Genomic DNA, 19,067 nt, shown 5'->3' on the forward strand with positions numbered 1-19,067 from the left:
TATTAATTATATGAAAGACTTAAAATTCCCATTACACTTTAGTTTTAATATTGGTACATTATCTAACGACTTTACAGCCAAAGATGCAGAAGGAAAAACTGTAGCTTATGTAAAACAGAAAATGTTTAAACTTAAAGAGGCAATAACCATATACTCAGATACTACTAAAACCAAAGTAGATTATACTATTGCTGCTAATAAGTGGTTAGATTTTTCTGCAGCTTATGGGTTTAAAGATGCACAAGGCAATAATCTTGGAAAAGTAGCTAGAAAAGGCTGGACTTCCATTTGGAAAGCAAATTACGAGATTATAGACCAACAAGATAAATTACAATACCGTGTAAGCGAAGCAAATCCTTGGGTAAAAGTATTAGATTCTATGCTTGGCGAAATACCAATTTTAGGTTTCTTTACTGGTTATTTTTTTCACCCAACTTATAATGTTACTAATTTAAGAGATGAAGTTATTGTAAAGCTTAAAAAAGAGCCTTCTTTTTTTGGTAAAGAGTTTAAAGTAGAATTGATTAAACCAATAGATAATGACGACGACGATCGTATTATGCTTGGTTTAATGATGATGGTATTGTTGGAAAGACGAAGAGGATAATGTTTTAAGAAATCTAATATTTTGTTGCCAACATTTTAAGAGATTAATTATATGATGACATTTAAAAATTTAGAATACATTTCTATTGAAAATCAAACCACTAGTTTTCCAAAACATTTTCATGAAACGTTTTGCATCTCTTTAATACATAAAGGTGTAGAGCAAATAGATTTTGAAAACCAAAGTCTTTTTAGTGAAGCAGGCACTATTTCTATAACAAATCCTTTCGAGGTACATTCAAATCCTTTAATAAACAGCAGTTCTTATTTAAAGTTTGATACTATTTACATCCCAAACGAAATAATGCAATTTGTATTAAACGGTAAAACTATTAAATTTATTAACAGAAAAATTGAAAATAAAAAAGCCAATCGACTATTTATAAAACTTAAAAACGCAATAGATAGTAAAATAGTAGAACGTATTGAAACTACATTATTACAATTTGTAAACTGCTTAAAAGATTACTCTCAAGAAAATGAACATGATTTTTACGAATTAAATTTAGATGATTTCAAACCTATAAATAGTTATATAGAAAATCATATTTGTGAAAAATTTAATTTAGATGAATTATCTCAACTAGCTAACATTAATAAATTTGGTTTCACTAAAAAATTTAAGTTTGCCACAGGTATGACACCAATGAATTATATATTAATGAAGAAAGTTTTTTCTAGTAAAAGTTTAATAACGAGCGATGCTCAACTTACCGAAATAGCCTATCAATATAATTTTACAGACATGGCGCATTATTCTAAAACATTTAAACGGTTTATAGGAATTTCTCCAAAAAAGTATCAAGATAGTCTTCTGTAAGGAAAAGAGTAAATACCAATATTATACAAGTTGTTAATTGTTTTCGATGCTATATTTGAAAAAAACAATTTCAAAATGAATAAAATAGCTCTACTATTATTAATTATTTGCTCTTTATGCTTTAACGTTTCATTTAGTCAAAACTTTGGCGATTTCCCAAATATTGAGAAACAAAAACTACACAACGATTTAGAGATTCTCTATCAAGGACTGAATAAGTTCCACTCTGGAATGTATTGGTATACATCAAAAGACAGTGTAGATAATGCTTTTAAAAAAGTAAAAGCACAAATAAATAAAGATATTAATGTACTTGAATTTCATAAACTTATTGCGCCTTTAGTAGCACTTTCAAAAGAAGATCATACAGATATATTTTTACCAAAAGCCGTAAAAGAAAAAATGACCAAAGAGTCTACTTTTATTCCTTTAACTTTTGTTTTTCTTGGCACAAAATTATATTGTGTCAAAAACGGTTCAAATGATCAAGATTTGAGTATTCAAGGAAAAGAAATTGAATTAATAAATAATGAGAAACCTATTGATATTGTAGAGAAAATAGGAAATTTATTTGCTTCAGATGGCTATATAAAAACATCTAAATACAGTGATTTAGAAGGGTTCAATTTCTCTAAATATTATTTCTATTATTATGGAAATACTAAAGAAGTAAGTATTAAATTTAAAACATTAGATAACCCAATAGTTTTTAAATCTTTAAAAATTGAAAATGTAAACAAGCATTTGCGTTCAAGAAATAAAAAGAACAAAGAAAACAAAGAAAAGGATTTATTAGAATTTAAAATAATAAATAAAACAACTGCTTATTTGGGACTTCATTCTTTTTCTAGCTCAGATATAGAAGAAGAAACTAAAGAAAAGAGTTTAGATGTTTTTTTAGAACATAGTTTCAAATCAATTTCAGATAATAACATTACAAATCTAATAATTGATGTAAGTGAAAATACAGGAGGTACTGAAGGTAACGAAGGCATTGTTTATTCGTACTTAGGTGACAATTATCAAAAATACAAGAAAGTTAGAGCGAAAACTCAAAAAGCGGTTCTAGATAATGGTATAGATAAGCCAATAACACTAAAAACATTTGGATTTTTAGAAAGAACATTTCTAAATAAACAAATGCCAGATGGCTCTTTAGAAAGAAGAGAATGGCCTGGATATGGTTTAATGGCATATAAAAAAGAGCCTAAAAACAAATTTTCAGGAAAAGTATATGTTATTATTAGCCCAAAAACATATTCTGGAGGAAGCGAGTTTAGTAATATGGCGTATTCAAATAATAAAGGAATTTTTGTTGGACAAGAAACTGGAGGTGGCTATTTTGGAAATACTAGCGGTTATGGTCAAGAACTTATTTTGCCAAACTCAAAAATTGAAATAAACATTCCGGCATTACAATTTATTATGAATGTTGAGCAAAAACTTCCGTTTGGAAGAGGCGTAATTCCAAACCATACAGTCATATCAACTTTTGATCAGTATTTGAATAATATTAACGCACCTTTAGAATACATTCTAGAAAAAATTAGAAATGAAAAATAACTTTCTAAAATAATGAGACTTTAAAATTAATTAAAGAACAATAATGTATTTGTTTAAAAAAGTGAGGCAACACTATGTAGTTTAGGTTTAAAAATCAAGCTTAGTCTTACGCAATTCAAAATTCTGACCTAAATATACTTTACGTACCATTTCGTCTGCGGCAAGTTCTTCCGGCTCACCAGCTTTAAGAATGCCACCTTCAAACATAAGATATGTTCTATCTGTAATAGCTAGTGTTTCTTGTACGTTGTGATCTGTAATAAGAATACCAATGTCTTTTTTTGCAAGTCGTGCAATAATACGTTGGATATCTTCAACAGCAACAGGATCTACACCAGCAAAAGGTTCATCTAACAAAATAAAGTTAGGATCTGTTGCTAAAGCGCGCGCAATTTCTGTTCTTCTACGTTCACCACCAGACAATAAATCGCCACGACTTTTTCTAATATGACCTAAACTAAATTCATCAATAAGCGATTCCATTTTATGTAATTGCTCTTTTTTACTCAGTTTAGTTAGTTGTAAAACACTTAAAATATTATCTTCAATACTTAATTTTCTAAAAACCGAAGCTTCCTGTGCTAAATAGCCAATACCATTTTGAGCACGCTTATACATTGGGTATTTAGTAATGTCTGTACCTTCTAAAAATATATTTCCGCCATTAGGTTTTATTAAGCCAACAATCATATAAAAAGACGTTGTTTTTCCTGCACCATTAGGTCCAAGTAATCCAACAATTTCTCCAGTATTTACTTCTAGAGAAACGTCTTTTACAACTTTTCGTCCGCTGTAGGACTTCATTAAATGTTCGGCTTTTAATTTCATAAGTTGACGTTTATATTTTATAAAAGTACTAAACTAGCAGTAATCTTAAATTTAGTTTAGCTAAAGTTTAACTTTGTGATTCTAGCGCATCCCAATACTCATAGGCTTTCCTTAAGTGAGGTATAACAATTGTACCACCAACTAAAGTTGCAATACTAAGTGTTTCTACTACTTTTTCTTTAGACAATCCAGCCTTATAACAAGACTCTAAGTGGTATTTTATACAATCGTCGCAACGTAAAACGGTAGAAGCTACTAAGCCTAAAAGCTCTTTTGTAGCAACATCTAATGCACCTTCTGCAAACGCATTTGTATCTAAATTAAAAATACGTTTTATAACTTTATTATTATCTGCTAATATTTTATCGTTCATTTTTGTACGATAATCATTGAATTCTTTAACTGACTCTGACATCTTTTTTTTGTTTCTTTTTCTGATTTTTAACTACAACTCTAGATATAAAAATACTAACCTGATATAATATAAGTATTGGTATAGCTACAATAATTTGGCTGGCAATATCTGGAGGTGTTATAATTGCAGAAAGTATAAGCACAATTACAAGTGCAAACTTTCGGTATTTTTTTAATATTTCTGGTGTTACCAAACCTATTTTAGTTAAAAAGTAAACCACAATAGGAAGCTCGAAAACAAAGCCAGATGCTAGTGATGATGAGCGAATTAAGGAAATGTACGAGCTAATATCTATTTCGTTTAAAATCTCTGAACTTACTATATAGTTTGCAAGAAAATTAATAGATAAAGGAATAACTATAAAGTAGCCAAAAAGCACACCTATAAAAAAGAGTAGAGACGAAATAACTATAAAACCTCTAGAGGTTTTACGCTCGTTAGCTTTCATTCCTGGACTTATAAAGTGCCAAAGTTGATACGTTATGTAAGGGAAAGCTATAATAAAACCAGCATAAATAGAGGTCCAAATATGAGCAGAAAATTGTCCTGCCATAGTCCTGTTTTGAATAATAAAAGGAAATTCTGCTTGACAGAATGTAGTATCTTCAATACCAAAAAAATTAGACATATTGCATAACCATTGATAGGTTGGAAACGTCATTTTTTTTGGCCACATTATAATGTTATCAAAAATAAAAGTACCAAAAATAAAGGCAACAGTACCACAAATAAGTATGGCTACAAATATTCTAATTAAATGCCACCTTAAATCTTCGAGATGATCCAAAAACGACATGCTATTTACATCTGTTTTTATCATTAAATAATACCTTCTTTAATTAAATTGTGTATGTGTACAACGCCTGCATAATTACCATTGTTTTCTACCAGTAATTGAGAAATACCATTGGTTTCCATAAGTTCCATAGCATCTACAGCCATAGCTTCTTCATTTATGGTTTTAGGGTTGCTGCTCATTATATCTTTAGCAGTTAAACCTATAAAGTTATCTACTTTGGTAAGCATACGTCTTAAATCTCCATCTGTAATAATACCAACAATTTTTTTGTTTTCTACAACAGCAGTAACGCCAAGCATACTTTCGGAAATCTCAATAATTACTTTTTTTACATCTGTATCTATCTGTACTTGTGGTTTATTATTTACCGAAGATAAATCCTGCACACGTAAATATAATTTTTTACCTAAAGCACCACCAGGATGGTATTTTGCAAAATCTTTACTCGAGAAACCACGTATTTCAAGCAAACAAACAGCAAGTGCATCACCTATTACTAGTTGCGCAGTAGTACTTGTAGTAGGTGCCAAGTTATTAGGGCAAGCCTCTTTGGCAACAAAAGCATTTAATACATAATCTGCTTGTGTACCTAAAAAAGAGTCTTTGTTGCCTGTTATGGCAATCATTTTATTTTTTGCGTTTTTTATTAAAGGAACCAACACTTTTATTTCTGGAGTATTTCCACTTTTAGAAATACAAATAACAACATCATCTTCTAGTATTAAACCTAGATCTCCATGTATGGCATCTGCAGCATGCATAAAAACGGCAGGTGTTCCTGTAGAATTCATTGTAGCTACAATTTTTGTAGCTATAATAGCGCTTTTGCCAATTCCAGTAATTATTACTCGACCTTTAGATTTGTATATAAGTTGTACAGCATCAGCAAAATCGTCATCAATTAAAGTCGCTAAATTACTAATAGAAGCACTCTCTAATGCTATCGTTTCTTTGGCGATTTTTAGTATGGAATCTTTAGTATTCAAAATATATCATTTTAAGATTAGGTAGCAATTGAAAAGATTTTGTTATCTTTAAATATTACATAAAATAACTTCGATTTTGTGATTGTTGATAATCCTGACAAATTTAGCGAAAAATTAAAAGTAAATCTTTAATTATTCTTACTAATAGTGTCGATTTTAGAAGTTATTCTATCTAAACTAAATTGTGTAAATAATTAATCGCTTAATATAAACAGTGAAAAGTCAAATTCGTGCTGCCCTAAAAAAGTATTTCGGTTTTAGTGAATTCAAAGGATTACAAGAAACCGTTATCGAAAGTATTTTATCCAAAAATAACACATTTGTTATTATGCCAACTGGTGGTGGAAAATCGTTATGCTATCAGCTTCCTGCGCTTATGCAAGAAGGAACAGCTATTGTTGTTTCTCCACTAATTGCATTAATGAAAAACCAAGTAGATGCCATTCGTGGTATTTCAGACCAACATGGTGTTGCTCATGTTTTAAATTCGTCTTTAAATAAAACGGAAATAAAACAGGTTAAAGAAGACATAACAAACGGCATAACAAAACTGCTTTACGTTGCTCCAGAATCACTTACAAAAGAAGAAAACGTAGAGTTTCTACGTACTGTAAAAATTTCTTTTATGGCTGTGGATGAAGCGCACTGTATTAGTGAATGGGGACACGACTTTAGACCAGAATATAGAAATTTACGTGCAATAATTCAACGTATTGGTGATAATATTCCAATTATAGGTCTTACTGCAACAGCAACACCAAAAGTACAAGAAGATATTCTTAAAAATTTAGGAATGAGCGATGCTACAACTTTTAAAGCATCGTTTAATAGACCGAATTTATATTACGAAATTCGACCGAAGACTAAAAATGTAGATTCAGATATTATTCGTTTTGTAAAACAAAATGAAGGAAAAACTGGAATTGTATATTGTTTAAGTAGAAAACGTGTTACAGAATTAGCACAAGTTTTACAAGTAAATGGTATTAAAGCCTTGCCTTATCATGCTGGTTTAGATGCTAAAACTAGAGCAAAGCATCAAGACATGTTTTTAATGGAAGATGTAGATGTTATTGTTGCTACCATTGCTTTTGGAATGGGAATAGATAAACCAGACGTACGTTTTGTAATCCATCATGATATTCCAAAAAGTATAGAAAGTTATTATCAAGAAACTGGTCGAGCAGGAAGAGATGGAGGAGAAGGCCATTGTTTAGCTTACTATGCCTATAAAGACATTGAAAAACTTGAAAAGTTTATGTCTGGAAAACCAGTTGCCGAACAAGAAATTGGTCATGCACTTTTACAAGAAGTTGTAGCTTATTGCGAGACGTCTATTTCTAGGCGGAAATTTATTTTACATTATTTTGGTGAAGCGTTCGACAACGAAACTGGAGGAGGAGGAGATATGGACGATAATATGCGCCATCCTAAAAAGCAAAATGAAGCAAAAAACGAGGTTACTATACTTTTAGAAATAGTTAAAGCTACTAATGCAACTTATAAATCTAAAGATTTAGTAAGTGTTATTACTGGAACTTCTAACGCAATGATTAGTTCTCACAAAACAGATAGTCAGCCCTATTTTGGAAATGGAAGTCATCAAGATAAAAGATATTGGATGGCATTACTGCGTCAAGTTTTGGTTGCAGGCTATCTTAAAAAAGATATAGAAACCTATGGTGTTGTTAAGTTAACAGATTTAGGGAAAGCTTATATTAATAAGCCGACTTCGTTTATGATGACCGAAGACCATACCTTCGACGATTCTCACGACAATAACATTGTTGCAACATCTAAAGGTGGTGGAGCAGTTGTAGATGAGGCGCTTATGACAATGTTAAAAGTACTCAGGAAAACGAATGCTAAAAAACTTGGAGTACCTCCTTTTGTTATTTTTCAAGATCCTTCTTTAGAGGATATGGCATTAAAATATCCCATTACTGTTGCAGAGTTATCTAATGTTCATGGTGTTGGAGAAGGTAAAGCTAAAAAATACGGTAAAGACTTTGTTGCTTTAATCGATAAATACGTTGAAGAAAACGAGATCATGAGACCAGACGATTTTATCGTTAAATCTACAGGTACTAATTCTGGTTTAAAATTATATATTATTCAAAATGTGGATAGAAAATTACCTTTAACAGATATCTCATCTGCAAAAGGAATGCAAATGGTAGATTTTATAAAAGAAATGGAAGCCATTGTCTTTTCTGGTACTAAGCTTAATATTAATTATTGGATTGACGATTTATTAGACGAAGACCAACAAGAAGAGCTTCATGATTATTTTATGGAATCTGAAACAGATAAAATAGACGTTGCCATAGATGAGTTTGATGGTGATTACGATGACGAAGAATTACGTCTCTATCGTATTAAGTTTATTAGTGAGGTTGCTAATTAGGTAAGTAGGCAATATTCAGTAAGCAGTTTACGGTCAATAATCTCAACACAATAAGGCAATAGTAATAATAAATAGGTGAGTATTTAAAGTAATCAAGCAACAGTATCTTTTCCTTTGGAAAAGAGTCAGAAAAGAATAAGTTTATTTTTTATAAATTGAAAAAACATGCTCCTCTTTTTTTATAAAGAGCGTAAGCGTCTTAACGTTTGATCGTTTTATTTTATCAACGTCATTTTTTTCTATTTGAAAATCTATTTTCGTCACATAACCTTCAAGTGGACTAGCAGGTTCAGATTCGAACTCAGGCATATCAGCATTTAGTTTTAAATTATAATCGCTGCCTTCAACTTCTAACGTCGCACCATTTTTAGTTTTTACTTTTAAACGACCTACAATAAAGGTTTGTAAATAATAATAGCCTCCTAATTCATTATACCCAACAAACATAACATTATTATTAGATATTGCTAAAGGTTCGTCTTTACTAGAGTTTATTATAGTTTCAATGTAATTATCATCGGTTGTATTGTCTTCATTTTTTTTATTACCAAATAGTTTTCCAAAAACTCCCATAGTCACTTTTAATTTATTTCAAATCTAATAAAATTCATCTAAAAGAGGAATAAAAATCAGACTTGAAAAAAAATGTTACCACATTACTTAAAATTTTCAACTTCTTCCTATCTTTGCACCTCATTAAAAAACAAGACAATGCAAGACGGTTTATACGCAAAATTTAACACAAATAAAGGGACTATTTTAGTAAATCTAGAATTTGAAAAAACACCTGGAACAGTAGGTAATTTTGTTGCTTTAGCAGAAGGAAACATGGAAAACTCAGCTAAACCTCAAGGAACACCTTATTATGATGGTTTAAAATTCCACAGAGTAATTGCAGATTTTATGGTGCAAGGTGGTTGCCCTCAAGGTGCAGGAACTGGAAGTCCAGGATATAAGTTTGACGATGAGTTTCATCCAGATTTAAAGCATGATAAGCCAGGTATTTTATCTATGGCAAACTCTGGACCTGGAACAAATGGAAGTCAGTTTTTTATAACACACGTTCCTACAGATTGGTTAGATGGTAACCATACAGTTTTTGGAAATGTAATAGAAGGACAAGACGTTGTAGATGCAATTGCGCAAGACGACAATATTGACACTTTAGAAATTGTAAGAGTAGGAGCAGATGCTGAGAAATTTAATGCTATTGAAGCATTTAGAACTTTTGAAGGTGCACGCGAAAAGAGAATAGCAGAAGAGAGAGCAGCAAAAGCAGCAGAATTAGATAAGTATTCTGCAGGTTTCGAGCAAACAGAAAGCGGTTTACGATACCAAATCCTTCAAAAAGGAGATGGTGCTCAAGCAGAAAAAGGCCAAACTGTTTCTGTACATTATAAAGGTAGTTTAACAGATGGTACTGTTTTCGATTCTTCATACAAACGCAACGAACCAATAGACTTTCCGTTAGGAATGGGACAAGTAATTGCTGGTTGGGACGAAGGAATAAGTTTACTTAAAGTAGGAGATAAGGCACGTTTTGTAATACCTAGCGATTTAGGTTATGGTTCTAGAGGAGCAGGAGGAGCAATTCCACCAGATGCAACTTTAATTTTCGATGTAGAACTTATGAAGGTAAGTTAGATAACCTTTTTTTGTAAAAAAAAGTATGAATCGCTTATCTCCACGAAAGTGGAGATTTAATAAAATAATAAATTACTTTTTTAAGTAACAAATACGATTCTAAAACGTCTCATATTGTATATGAGGCGTTTTTTTATGCGCAACATTTAGTATTTTTATACCACAAACTAATTAAACTAACCAAAAATGAAAATAAAGCACTTTTTTTACGTACTATTTTTAATGCTAATGATGGCTTGCGGTAAGACTGCAGACTATACAACAGAATTTATAAAAGAGACTTCAGGAAGCTATTTATTTAATGCAAATGAAGTTATAGAAGTTTATTTTGAAAATAATGAACTCTTTTTAAAATGGAGAGGAGCCGAAAAAATAGAACCTATATACTTAGGAGATAACACCTATTTTATAAAGGAAATGAATAAAAAAATAGCCTTTGTTAAGCCAGCTGGTTCGCAAAATTATGTAATTTCTGAAATTCCTGAAGATGATGCTGAAGATAAAGGGAAAGAAGAAGTGAATTATAAAAAATTACCAGACTCTGCAAAAGTAGCTAGTGATTATTTAAAAGATAAGGAATACGATAAAGCTTTAGAAGGTTATTTAGCAATACAAAAAGAAGATTCTAATAGTGGATTTTTAAATCAATACGATATTAATAGATTTGGAAATCAATATTTAAAAGATGAAAACTATAAAGATGCTATTGAAGTTTTTAAATTAAATTCTAAAATACATCCAAAAAGTGATAATGTTTACTCTAGTTTAGCAAATGCTTATGCTAAAAATGGTGATAGTTTACAAGCTTATAATAACTACAAAATTGCTTTAAAATACAATACTGGAAACCGAAGTGCTAAAAAGTTTATTAGCGTTTATGATAAGAAATAATTAGTGTTGTTACTTCGAGTGATTTCGAGTTATCGAAAAAAAAACATATTTTGATTGAAGATGCCAAAGCATAGCTTTTAGAAATTGTATCGAGAAGTTTTGATGACGAATAATGGATTCCTGCCTTCGCAGGAATAACAAGCTAAACTAAAGTAATGACAAACCAAGAACTAGAAAATAGAAAATACCCAATTGGAAAATTCCATTGTCCAAAAGAAATTACAGAAGAACATATTAGTCAATGGATTTCTATTCTAGAGGCACTTCCAACTCGTTTAGAAACTCTAGTTAAAAATCTTAATAACCAACAACTCGATACAGCTTACAGACCAAAAGGTTGTACAATAAGGCAAGTTGTACACCACATTAGCGAGATAGCCACAACAACAGTTATACACGTTTTAAATGGGCAATTACAGAAGATAATCCAGTAATTAAAGCTTAGGATGAAAACGCTTGGTCTCAGCTACACGATTATAGAGAGGTGATTGAAAACTCATTATTACTCATTAAAGTAATACATGCAAAATTGGTGCACTTTGTAAAAGGTTTAGCTTTTGAATATTTAAAACGAACTTTTATCCATCCAGATGGTAATAAATTTGTTACTTTAAACGAGAATTTAGGTGTTTATGCTTGGCAAAGTAACCATCATTATGCACATATTAAGCGATTAACGGAAAGGGAAGGTTGGGAGTATTAAAAAAACATTTTTTTAAATTTTAAAGTTCGAAATCCTTATAACGCCTGAGCTATGAAAAGTAAGGGAGTAAACTAGCGTTTACTTTCCGCCACGCACATAGCAAAGTCTTTTTGTTTTGTTTTGTTTTGTTTTATCTTTTTTGTTTAAAGCAAAATCCCAAAGATTTTGCGGACATCATAAAAATACACAAACCATTCGATTAAGCCCAAAGCCCTTATTTTTTATAGGTTTTGTTGTAGTGCGTTATTTTCCTCTCAATTTATTTAATTCCAAGTAATGGTTATTAAACATCTCTGCTTCTTCTTTGTCCTTGAAGCTCAAAATTTTCCACTTCTTTTCCTCAATATTATACGAGTTGTCTAACCATCCGCTAAAAATTTCTCTTATGGTTATATAAGTCACAATGCCTTCTTTAAATGGATTGCTGATTGCTACACCTTTCCAAATTTCTTTTAGATTTTCGTTGTCTAATACCTTTAAATACATGCCACCTTTAAGGTTTTCGTTCTCAATAAAATGCCAGTAATCTTCTTTATTACTTATTAAATCACATTTAATCTGCGTTTCAACAATCTTCTTATTAGCTAACTCTACTTTTTCCCTCGCGTCCATTCTTTTTTGAACTTCACTTGCCTTTTCTGGTAAATGGCGTACAATGAATTTTTCCCATAATTCAATTGCATTCTCGATTAAATTTCTGAATAGAAAAATTCGATTGCCATCCTTGTCGTTTATATCGGCTTCGTAAACTACTTTGCCATCAGTAAAAACGTTACTAAACCCAATTCCCATGGGAACTGCCAATTCGTGACGTATGTCTTCAATTTTTGGGTCAAGATTTGACCTTTTAGATTTGGTTAGGGGATATCCGTGTTTTATTTGATTATCTAAATCAGTAATAATTTGAAGACTTAGATTGCCATTAATATAGTCTTCAACTAGCTGTTTGTTCAAACCTTTTTGTGCAATTCCTTTTTTGAGGTTGTCTTTCAAATTTGCAAGGTTGTCCAGAATTGTATTTATTTCGATTTGCGCCTCAAGAGTTTCATTTTCCGTTATTTGGCCTCCTCCGAAAGATATTCTTATTAATTCCTTACCATCTTTATCTATTATTTTTTCCTCAGTGGTGACGCCTTTTTTAATTTCTTTGTATGCCAAATAAGGCTCTACCGATTTGAAGAGTACTTTAATTCTATAATCTATGTCGTTAAACTTCATTTTTATAATGCATTACAACGTATTATCTGATATGAAATCGTTTTAATGTTTTATATCAGAAGTTATAATAATTTCGAAGTTATAAGATTTTTTCGACAAAGTCAAGTCAATTTCTAAACCTAATGAAGATACTTTTTAACTTTTGTGTTTGTAAGACTTATACAACTTACCTATATTTAACACATGAGCAATACCATTCAATTCGACGATTTTACTAAAGTAGATATTAGAGTAGGCACAATAATAGAAGTTAACGATTTTCCAGAGGCTAAAAATCCAGCGTATCAATTAACTATAGATTTTGGAGATTTAGGTGTTAAAAAGTCTTCAGCACAAATAACAACGCTTTATAAAAAAGAAGACTTGTTAAACAAGCAAATTCTTGCCGTTGTTAATTTTCCAAAGAAGCAAATAGGTAAATTTATGAGTGAATGTTTAGTGCTTGGCGCAGTAGATGGAAAGCAAGTTACTTTGTTAAATCCTGAAATTCCTGTTAAAAACGGAACTACTGTTTCTTAATAAGTTATTATTTTAAGCTTTAATTATTGCATTAATGGCAGTAAAATTACAGCAAAGAAAAACATTATTTCGTAAGAAATAGTGTTTGTTATTTAAAAGCAAATAGCCAAAGGCTAAAAGCTAACTCTATATATCGTCGAAATCTACATCTGTAAATCTGCTTTCTGCTGCAGTGCTTGTATTAGTTTCTACATTACTTGCTTCAGGTGTTTCTGTAGCAACCTCTTTTGAAACTGTTTCAATTGGTGCAGGAGTATCGTACTCTTTTTTGAAATCTTTTTGATGACGATCGCTTATTACTTCATCTCCTTTTTCAGTAATAATATAATCTGTCATTTCTTTTAAAATGTCGTTAAACTCATTAAAATCTTCTTTGTATAAATAGATTTTATGCTTCTTGTAGTGAAACGAGCCATCATCATTTGTAAACTTTTTACTCTCAGTAATAGTTAAGTAGTAATCACCTGCTTTTGTAGCGCGAACATCAAAAAAATAGGTGCGTCTGCCAGCTCTTAAAACTTTAGAATAAATTTCCTCTTTCTCCATCATCTCGTTATTGTGCATAATTTTAATTTATTGTTATTGTCTTTCAAAAATATAAAAAAAATAAAACCATGCAACATTTTAAGGTTTTTCTTTTAAACGAATTCTTAAACCACTTTTTAATTAAGTATTAGAGTTTTCGCTTAATTGCTTTAAATAGAGTTCTTTATAGTATCCTTCGTTATTAATAAGTTGATTATGCGTTCCGTTTTGCACAATTTTACCATTATCTAGAACTATAATATGGTTTGCGTTTTTTGCTGAAGATATTCTATGACTTACAATTATACTTGTTTTTCCAGAAGATACTTTTTTAAGGTTGTTTAAAATTTTCTCTTCGGTTTCGGTATCTACAGCCGAAAGGCAATCGTCGAATAATAATATTTTTGGATCTTTAATAATGGCTCTCGCTATAGACACACGTTGTTTTTGTCCTCCAGATAAAGTAATGCCACGTTCGCCTAAAACAGTATCATAACCATTACTAAATTTTATAATGTTTTCATGTACTTGTGCATTTTTGGCAGCATCTATTACTTCTTTGTTAGCTGCATTTTCTTTACCAAATTTTATATTGTTGTTTATAGTGTCGCTAAACAAAAAGGCATCTTGTGGTACGTAACCAATAGCATCTCTTAAACTTGTGAGATTAAGTTTATCTATAGGTTGGTTATCGATTAGCAATTGGCCTTTATCAATATCATAGAGTCTGCCAATTAAGTCTAATATTGTAGATTTTCCAGATCCTGTTTTACCAATTATAGCTAAAGTTTCACCAGAATTAATTTTAAAACTTAAACCTTGAATGGCTTTAATGTTAGTATCATCGTAAGTAAAATGAATATTTTTAAATTCAATATTACCACCAATTACAGAAGGCTCAATAGTATTGTTTTTAATTTCTGGTTCAATTTTTAAAAACTCGTTTATTCGTTTTTGCGATGCTTCAGCGCGTTGAATAATAGAGGTTACCCAACCAACAGTTGCCACAGGCCAAGTTAACATGTTGACGTAAATAATGAACTCGATAATGTTTCCTAGGGAAATTTCGCCATTTATATATTGTTGTCCACCAATATAAATAACAATAATATTACTAATACCAATAAGTAAAAGCATCATCGGGAAAAAGAAAGCTTGAACACGCACTAAACTTAGCTGTTTCTCTTTACTTGTTTTGGCAAGGGTATCAAAATCGGCTTGTGTTTGTGGTTCTATTCCGTAGGCTTTAATAACAGAAATACCACTAAAAATTTCTTGAGTAAATGTCGATAGTTTAGATAAATATTCTTGTACAACTGTACTACGTTTGTGTATTTCTTTACTAATTAAATAAATTAAAACAGATAAAATTGGTAATGGAATAATAGTGTAGAGTGTAAGCATTGGTGCTTCTTTAAACATAAAAGCTAAAGCCACAACAAATAGTGTAATAGTATTTATACTGTACATGATTGCTGGACCTGTGTACATTCTTACTTGTCCAACATCTTCACTTATTCTATTCATTAAATCTCCAGTTCTATTTTTTTTGTAGAAGTTTAAAGAGAGTTTTTGATATTGTTTATAGATTTCATTTTTTAAATCGAATTCAATATATCGCGATACATTAATAATGTATTGACGCATAAAAAAAGTTAGAATTCCTGCTATTATAGCTGTGCCAACAATTAATAGAATGTTGTTTAATAATTGGCTTTTAAAATCTGACATGGAATTATCAGGATTTTGCAGCTGGTTATTAACTATATCTATAATAGAACCAATTAACTTTGGGACATATACCTTAAAAAGAATCGAGATAATAGTAATTGATATCCCAATTAATAATTGTTTTTTATATTTTAAGAAATACTTATTAAGGTGCTGTAATTCCTTCATTTACAGTTTTAGTAGTTTTATTTTTAATTTAAAAAGCCCAATCCTTAGATGCTGTTTTTGCATTAGTTTAGTGTAAACCGCTTTTTTTGAAGCACAAAGATAAAGGTTTAAATGCAATATTTGGTATTGAAAACAGTGTATTAAGTTGAGTCTTAGGTACAACTATTAATATCTATATAGGAAAGAAAATATGCCATTAAAAAGATTTTTTTTAATCCTTAAATATTAATAGATAATTGATATTAGTATTTATAAAAAAACTATTTTTGCAGCGCGAAAGTGACCATCACCTTCGCTCTAATTTTTTTTAAGTTCTTTGTAAAGATGCTAAGTAGAAGACACATTAGAATTAAAGTAATGCAAGTGCTTTACGCCTTTAATGGCAATGAAAGCGATGATTTTTCTAAAGATCAAAAATTTCTATTGTATAGTATAGACAATATGTACAATTTGTATTTACTACTAATTTCGTTAATGATAGAGGTGCAAAAACGTGCCGAAACTTATTTAGAGAAATCAAGTGCTAAGTACTTGGCTACAGAAGAAGAAAAAAATCCCAACCGTAAATTTGTTAATAATCAAGTGCTTGCTATGCTTAAAGATAGTGAGCAACTACAAGCTAAACTTGAGCAGCATAAAATCACTAATTGGGAATTAGATACAGAATATGTAGAAATTATTTTTAAAGAAATACAAGCTAGCGATATATATAAGGAGTATTTAGAAACTAAAACATCAGACTTTAATACAGATCGTAATTTTATTGTAGATGTTTTTAAAGAAATAATAGCACCAAACAATAAACTTTACGATTATTTAGAAGATAAGCATTTAACTTGGTTAGACGATTTACCTACCGTAAATACATCTATACTTAAATTGTTACGTAAAGTAAAAAAAGACTCAAGTAGTTTTCATTTTTTGCCTAAGCTGTACAAAGATATTGAAGACAAAGAGTTTGCTATTAAATTGTTTAAAAAAACCTTATTAAATCAAACAACTTTAACCGAAGAGATTTCTAAAAAAACAACTAATTGGGATAGCGAACGTATAGCAAGTATAGACCTTATGTTACTAAAAATGGGAATTTGCGAGTTTCAAAATTTTCCATCGATACCAACAAAAGTTTCTATAAACGAGTACTTAGAAATCTCTAAAGAATACTCCACACCAAAAAGCAGTGTTTTTATAAATGGTATTTTAGATAAGCTTGTAAAAGAGTATCAAGCCGAAGGAAAATTAAATAAAGTTGGTCGTGGTTTGATGTAGTTCAAAAATATTCTTATTTTTGCTTCAAAATTACTTATAATATTTAAAAATAAATTATGAAAAAAGTAGTAGTATTATTTAGCGCATTATGCATGATAGCATTAACTTCATGTAAAGAAGATGCAACAAATGCCGTTGATGACACAAAAGTTGCAGCAGCAGCAGTAAGAGATCAAGCAGCATCTAAATTCCCAGTAATTGAGTTCAACAAGGCTGAGCATGATTTTGGTGAAATTATTAATGGAACTCCAGTAGAGACTGTTTTTTCTTACAAAAACACAGGAGAAACACCTTTAGTTATTACAGACGTAAAGAGTTCTTGTGGTTGTACTATTCCTAAAGATTGGTCTAGAGAGCCTTTAGCTCCAGGAGCAGAAGGAAAATTTACTGTTAAATTTAATGGTAAAGGAAATAACAAGATTACTAAAGCTATTACAGTAACTGCAAATACAGAAAAAGGTAGAGAAGTAGTTAAAATTACTGCTTTTGTTAAGCCAGATCCAAATGCACCAGCTAAAGCAAATACTTTATCTCCAGTGATTAAGTAATATGGATACTAATCTATTAATGATTGTAGCAATGTTTGCTGTAGTGTATTTCTTTATGATTGCACCACAGATGAAACGTGCTAAAAATGAAAAAAAATTTGCTGCAGAGTTAAAGCGTGGCGATAAAGTAGTTACTAAAAGCGGAATGCATGGTAAAATTGCAGAGCTTAACGAGAAAGACAATAGTTGTGTTATAGAAACGATGTCTGGGAAATTAAAGTTCGATCGTGCTGCTATTTCTATGGAAAGCAGTAGAGTATTAAATGCACCACCAAAAGAAAAAAAGTAATTATATTTTAATAATATATTTAAAACCTCAAGCTAACGTTTGAGGTTTTTTTAGTTTTTTAAACTAAGTATTTATTTTATTATAGTTTAAATAGTTATTTTTTATCTTGTAAATTATAATCGATTTTACACTTATGGTTACATTAAAAGAATTAGCAGATAAACTAGGTGTTTCCATTTCAACAGTTTCTAAAACCCTAAATGGAAGTAGTGAAATAGGAGAAGCTACAATAGCACGTGTAAAAGAAACTGCCCAAAAGTATAATTATAAGTCCAATCGTGTGGCTTTAAGTTTTAAAAAAACAGTAGAACAAAAACTATAGGTGTAATTAAACCAGACATAATTAAATCACTTTTTTGCTCAAGTATTGTTTGGTATAGAAAAAGAATCTGCAAAACAAAGCTATAATATAATTACTTGTTTGTTTAACGAGAGTTATATGAAAAAGAAGTAAATAGCCTAGAATTAGTAGTTAACGGAAGCGTAGACGGTTTTTATAATGTCTATTGCCGAAGAAACCCAAATTAATAAAAAGACCGAACACTTTAAAGCTATTTTAGATCAAAAAATTCCTATTTTAATGTTCGATTGTGTTGCTGATGCTATACTTTGTGATAAAGTTATAATTAACGATTTTCAATCCGCTTACAATGCAACATTGCATTTAATAAAAGAGGGTAGAAAAAAATAGTTTTAATTAATAGTATAGACGAGCTTAGCGTTGGTAAACTTCGCTAAAGGCTGTTTTAAAGCTATTGAAGATGCCAAAAATTACGATAGTAATTTAACCGAAATTAAGATTGATAAAGTTTTGGATTTAGAAACTGAAATTGAGACACTCTTTAAAAAGCATCAAGCTGTAGATGGTATTATTGCCATCGATAATATAAGTGGTGTTATTGCATTAAATACTGTAATTTAAAAAAGATATGCTATCCCAAAAGACATCTTTATTATTGGCTTTAGCGATGATAACGTTTTGCCATTTACAAGTCCTAGACTATCTACAGTAACACAGCATAGCTATGCCATTGGAGAAGCTTCTGTATAAATATTAGTAAAACGTTTAGAGTCTAAAACACCTTTAGAAACGGTAATTAAAACTATAGATTTTAGTTTGAATTTGCGAGAAACAACA

23 protein-coding genes are annotated in these 19,067 nt (G+C 30.4%); 15 read left to right on the forward strand and 8 right to left on the reverse strand.

Annotated elements, in window-relative coordinates; all coding sequences use genetic code 11:
• Positions 1 to 10: 10 nt before the first annotated feature.
• The 3 genes from Q0C58_RS11930 (at position 11) to Q0C58_RS11940 (ending at position 2,989) form a co-directional block, all read left to right on the forward strand.
• Positions 11 to 607 carry a hypothetical protein gene (locus tag Q0C58_RS11930; protein WP_290701893.1) on the forward strand — a complete coding sequence of 199 codons (597 nt, stop codon included), beginning with the start codon at positions 11 to 13 and terminating at the stop codon, positions 605 to 607.
• A gap of 51 nt (positions 608 to 658) precedes the next feature.
• Entirely contained in the window at positions 659 to 1,426 is a 768-nt protein-coding gene (locus Q0C58_RS11935; protein ID WP_290701896.1) for an AraC family transcriptional regulator, read from the forward strand.
• A gap of 75 nt (positions 1,427 to 1,501) precedes the next feature.
• Positions 1,502 to 2,989 carry a S41 family peptidase gene (locus Q0C58_RS11940; protein WP_290701899.1) on the forward strand — a complete coding sequence of 496 codons (1,488 nt, stop codon included), beginning with the start codon at positions 1,502 to 1,504 and terminating at the stop codon, positions 2,987 to 2,989.
• Positions 2,990 to 3,076: 87 nt separating this feature from the next.
• Here Q0C58_RS11940 and lptB read toward each other — a convergent pair whose 3' ends face one another.
• From lptB to Q0C58_RS11960, 4 genes are all read right to left on the reverse strand, one after another.
• Complete coding sequence (gene lptB / locus Q0C58_RS11945; RefSeq protein ID WP_290701902.1) at positions 3,077 to 3,817, reverse strand: LPS export ABC transporter ATP-binding protein; 741 nt, start codon at positions 3,815 to 3,817, stop codon at positions 3,077 to 3,079.
• Between the two features lie 67 nt (positions 3,818 to 3,884).
• Positions 3,885 to 4,232: a carboxymuconolactone decarboxylase family protein gene (locus tag Q0C58_RS11950; RefSeq protein WP_290701905.1), complete on the reverse strand. Its 348-nt coding sequence runs from the start codon at positions 4,230 to 4,232 to the stop codon at positions 3,885 to 3,887.
• Entirely contained in the window at positions 4,216 to 5,052 is an 837-nt protein-coding gene (gene tatC / locus Q0C58_RS11955; RefSeq protein ID WP_290701908.1) for a twin-arginine translocase subunit TatC, read from the reverse strand. The genes Q0C58_RS11950 and tatC overlap by 17 nt, the downstream gene beginning before the upstream one ends.
• Positions 5,052 to 6,017 carry a KpsF/GutQ family sugar-phosphate isomerase gene (locus Q0C58_RS11960; RefSeq protein WP_290701911.1) on the reverse strand — a complete coding sequence of 322 codons (966 nt, stop codon included), beginning with the start codon at positions 6,015 to 6,017 and terminating at the stop codon, positions 5,052 to 5,054. The genes tatC and Q0C58_RS11960 overlap by 1 nt, the downstream gene beginning before the upstream one ends.
• A gap of 214 nt (positions 6,018 to 6,231) precedes the next feature.
• On the opposite strand from Q0C58_RS11960, the gene Q0C58_RS11965 reads away from it, so the two are divergent.
• Positions 6,232 to 8,424 (forward strand): ATP-dependent DNA helicase RecQ, encoded by a 2,193-nt coding sequence (locus tag Q0C58_RS11965; protein ID WP_290701914.1) that lies wholly within the window; start codon positions 6,232 to 6,234, stop codon positions 8,422 to 8,424.
• A gap of 141 nt (positions 8,425 to 8,565) precedes the next feature.
• Here Q0C58_RS11965 and Q0C58_RS11970 read toward each other — a convergent pair whose 3' ends face one another.
• A complete protein-coding gene (locus Q0C58_RS11970) occupies positions 8,566 to 8,997 on the reverse strand; it encodes a hypothetical protein (RefSeq protein WP_290701917.1) in 432 nt (143 codons plus the stop codon).
• A gap of 138 nt (positions 8,998 to 9,135) precedes the next feature.
• Between Q0C58_RS11970 and Q0C58_RS11975 the strand changes: the two genes are divergently transcribed.
• The 4 genes from Q0C58_RS11975 (at position 9,136) to Q0C58_RS12485 (ending at position 11,662) form a co-directional block, all read left to right on the forward strand.
• Positions 9,136 to 10,068 carry a peptidylprolyl isomerase gene (locus Q0C58_RS11975; protein ID WP_290701920.1) on the forward strand — a complete coding sequence of 311 codons (933 nt, stop codon included), beginning with the start codon at positions 9,136 to 9,138 and terminating at the stop codon, positions 10,066 to 10,068.
• 186 nt (positions 10,069 to 10,254) lie between these two features.
• Positions 10,255 to 10,959 carry a tetratricopeptide repeat protein gene (locus Q0C58_RS11980; RefSeq protein ID WP_290701923.1) on the forward strand — a complete coding sequence of 235 codons (705 nt, stop codon included), beginning with the start codon at positions 10,255 to 10,257 and terminating at the stop codon, positions 10,957 to 10,959.
• 155 nt (positions 10,960 to 11,114) lie between these two features.
• A complete protein-coding gene (locus Q0C58_RS12480; protein WP_366841741.1) occupies positions 11,115 to 11,393 on the forward strand; it encodes a hypothetical protein in 279 nt (92 codons plus the stop codon).
• Between the two features lie 50 nt (positions 11,394 to 11,443).
• On the forward strand, positions 11,444 to 11,662 hold the full coding sequence (locus tag Q0C58_RS12485; RefSeq protein ID WP_366841743.1) for a hypothetical protein: 219 nt from the start codon (positions 11,444 to 11,446) through the stop codon (positions 11,660 to 11,662).
• Between the two features lie 243 nt (positions 11,663 to 11,905).
• Here the strand turns inward: Q0C58_RS12485 and Q0C58_RS11990 are convergent, their stop codons facing one another.
• On the reverse strand, positions 11,906 to 12,880 hold the full coding sequence (locus Q0C58_RS11990; RefSeq protein WP_290701925.1) for a hypothetical protein: 975 nt from the start codon (positions 12,878 to 12,880) through the stop codon (positions 11,906 to 11,908).
• A gap of 183 nt (positions 12,881 to 13,063) precedes the next feature.
• On the opposite strand from Q0C58_RS11990, the gene Q0C58_RS11995 reads away from it, so the two are divergent.
• Positions 13,064 to 13,399: a tRNA-binding protein gene (locus tag Q0C58_RS11995; RefSeq protein ID WP_290701927.1), complete on the forward strand. Its 336-nt coding sequence runs from the start codon at positions 13,064 to 13,066 to the stop codon at positions 13,397 to 13,399.
• A gap of 126 nt (positions 13,400 to 13,525) precedes the next feature.
• Here Q0C58_RS11995 and Q0C58_RS12000 read toward each other — a convergent pair whose 3' ends face one another.
• Together Q0C58_RS12000 and Q0C58_RS12005 are read right to left on the reverse strand one after the other, a co-directional pair.
• A complete protein-coding gene (locus tag Q0C58_RS12000; RefSeq protein WP_290701930.1) occupies positions 13,526 to 13,963 on the reverse strand; it encodes a PUR family DNA/RNA-binding protein in 438 nt (145 codons plus the stop codon).
• Positions 13,964 to 14,065: 102 nt separating this feature from the next.
• Entirely contained in the window at positions 14,066 to 15,823 is a 1,758-nt protein-coding gene (locus tag Q0C58_RS12005) for an ABC transporter ATP-binding protein (RefSeq protein ID WP_290701932.1), read from the reverse strand.
• A 324-nt stretch (positions 15,824 to 16,147) separates the two neighbouring features.
• Here Q0C58_RS12005 and nusB point away from each other — a divergent pair, with 324 nt between their 5' ends.
• The 6 genes from nusB (at position 16,148) to Q0C58_RS12035 (ending at position 18,851) form a co-directional block, all read left to right on the forward strand.
• Positions 16,148 to 17,092, forward strand: a complete 945-nt coding sequence (gene nusB, locus Q0C58_RS12010) for a transcription antitermination factor NusB (RefSeq protein WP_290701935.1) — start codon at positions 16,148 to 16,150, stop codon at positions 17,090 to 17,092.
• A gap of 56 nt (positions 17,093 to 17,148) precedes the next feature.
• Positions 17,149 to 17,640 (forward strand): DUF1573 domain-containing protein, encoded by a 492-nt coding sequence (locus Q0C58_RS12015; protein ID WP_290701938.1) that lies wholly within the window; start codon positions 17,149 to 17,151, stop codon positions 17,638 to 17,640.
• Position 17,641: 1 nt separating this feature from the next.
• Complete coding sequence (gene yajC, locus Q0C58_RS12020) at positions 17,642 to 17,929, forward strand: preprotein translocase subunit YajC (protein WP_290701941.1); 288 nt, start codon at positions 17,642 to 17,644, stop codon at positions 17,927 to 17,929.
• Positions 17,930 to 18,062: 133 nt separating this feature from the next.
• On the forward strand, positions 18,063 to 18,251 hold the full coding sequence (locus Q0C58_RS12025; RefSeq protein WP_290701944.1) for a LacI family DNA-binding transcriptional regulator: 189 nt from the start codon (positions 18,063 to 18,065) through the stop codon (positions 18,249 to 18,251).
• Between the two features lie 177 nt (positions 18,252 to 18,428).
• Positions 18,429 to 18,620, forward strand: a complete 192-nt coding sequence (locus tag Q0C58_RS12030; RefSeq protein ID WP_290701947.1) for a hypothetical protein — start codon at positions 18,429 to 18,431, stop codon at positions 18,618 to 18,620.
• Positions 18,621 to 18,650: 30 nt separating this feature from the next.
• Positions 18,651 to 18,851 (forward strand): hypothetical protein, encoded by a 201-nt coding sequence (locus Q0C58_RS12035; RefSeq protein WP_290701950.1) that lies wholly within the window; start codon positions 18,651 to 18,653, stop codon positions 18,849 to 18,851.
• Positions 18,852 to 19,067 lie beyond the last annotated feature (216 nt).

The sequence above is a fragment of the Lacinutrix sp. genome, from assembly GCF_023299985.1.
Lineage (GTDB): Bacteria > Bacteroidota > Bacteroidia > Flavobacteriales > Flavobacteriaceae > Lacinutrix.

What these genes read in the sequence shown, in the direction of transcription:
- Q0C58_RS11930 (WP_290701893.1), top strand. Translation starts at nt 11, where the DNA reads ATGAAAGACTTAAAATTCCCATTACACTTTAGTTTTAATATTGGTACA.
- Q0C58_RS11935 (WP_290701896.1), top strand. Translation starts at nt 659, where the DNA reads ATGATGACATTTAAAAATTTAGAATACATTTCTATTGAAAATCAAACC.
- Q0C58_RS11940 (WP_290701899.1), top strand. Translation starts at nt 1,502, where the DNA reads ATGAATAAAATAGCTCTACTATTATTAATTATTTGCTCTTTATGCTTT.
- lptB (WP_290701902.1), bottom strand. Translation starts at nt 3,817, where the DNA reads ATGAAATTAAAAGCCGAACATTTAATGAAGTCCTACAGCGGACGAAAA.
- Q0C58_RS11950 (WP_290701905.1), bottom strand. Translation starts at nt 4,232, where the DNA reads ATGTCAGAGTCAGTTAAAGAATTCAATGATTATCGTACAAAAATGAAC.
- tatC (WP_290701908.1), bottom strand. Translation starts at nt 5,052, where the DNA reads ATGATAAAAACAGATGTAAATAGCATGTCGTTTTTGGATCATCTCGAA.
- Q0C58_RS11970 (WP_290701917.1), bottom strand. Translation starts at nt 8,997, where the DNA reads ATGGGAGTTTTTGGAAAACTATTTGGTAATAAAAAAAATGAAGACAAT.
- Q0C58_RS11975 (WP_290701920.1), top strand. Translation starts at nt 9,136, where the DNA reads ATGCAAGACGGTTTATACGCAAAATTTAACACAAATAAAGGGACTATT.
- Q0C58_RS11980 (WP_290701923.1), top strand. Translation starts at nt 10,255, where the DNA reads ATGAAAATAAAGCACTTTTTTTACGTACTATTTTTAATGCTAATGATG.
- Q0C58_RS12480 (WP_366841741.1), top strand. Translation starts at nt 11,115, where the DNA reads ATGACAAACCAAGAACTAGAAAATAGAAAATACCCAATTGGAAAATTC.
- Q0C58_RS11990 (WP_290701925.1), bottom strand. Translation starts at nt 12,880, where the DNA reads ATGAAGTTTAACGACATAGATTATAGAATTAAAGTACTCTTCAAATCG.
- Q0C58_RS11995 (WP_290701927.1), top strand. Translation starts at nt 13,064, where the DNA reads ATGAGCAATACCATTCAATTCGACGATTTTACTAAAGTAGATATTAGA.
- Q0C58_RS12000 (WP_290701930.1), bottom strand. Translation starts at nt 13,963, where the DNA reads ATGCACAATAACGAGATGATGGAGAAAGAGGAAATTTATTCTAAAGTT.
- Q0C58_RS12005 (WP_290701932.1), bottom strand. Translation starts at nt 15,823, where the DNA reads ATGAAGGAATTACAGCACCTTAATAAGTATTTCTTAAAATATAAAAAA.
- nusB (WP_290701935.1), top strand. Translation starts at nt 16,148, where the DNA reads ATGCTAAGTAGAAGACACATTAGAATTAAAGTAATGCAAGTGCTTTAC.
- Q0C58_RS12015 (WP_290701938.1), top strand. Translation starts at nt 17,149, where the DNA reads ATGAAAAAAGTAGTAGTATTATTTAGCGCATTATGCATGATAGCATTA.
- yajC (WP_290701941.1), top strand. Translation starts at nt 17,642, where the DNA reads ATGGATACTAATCTATTAATGATTGTAGCAATGTTTGCTGTAGTGTAT.
- Q0C58_RS12025 (WP_290701944.1), top strand. Translation starts at nt 18,063, where the DNA reads ATGGTTACATTAAAAGAATTAGCAGATAAACTAGGTGTTTCCATTTCA.
- Q0C58_RS12030 (WP_290701947.1), top strand. Translation starts at nt 18,429, where the DNA reads ATGTCTATTGCCGAAGAAACCCAAATTAATAAAAAGACCGAACACTTT.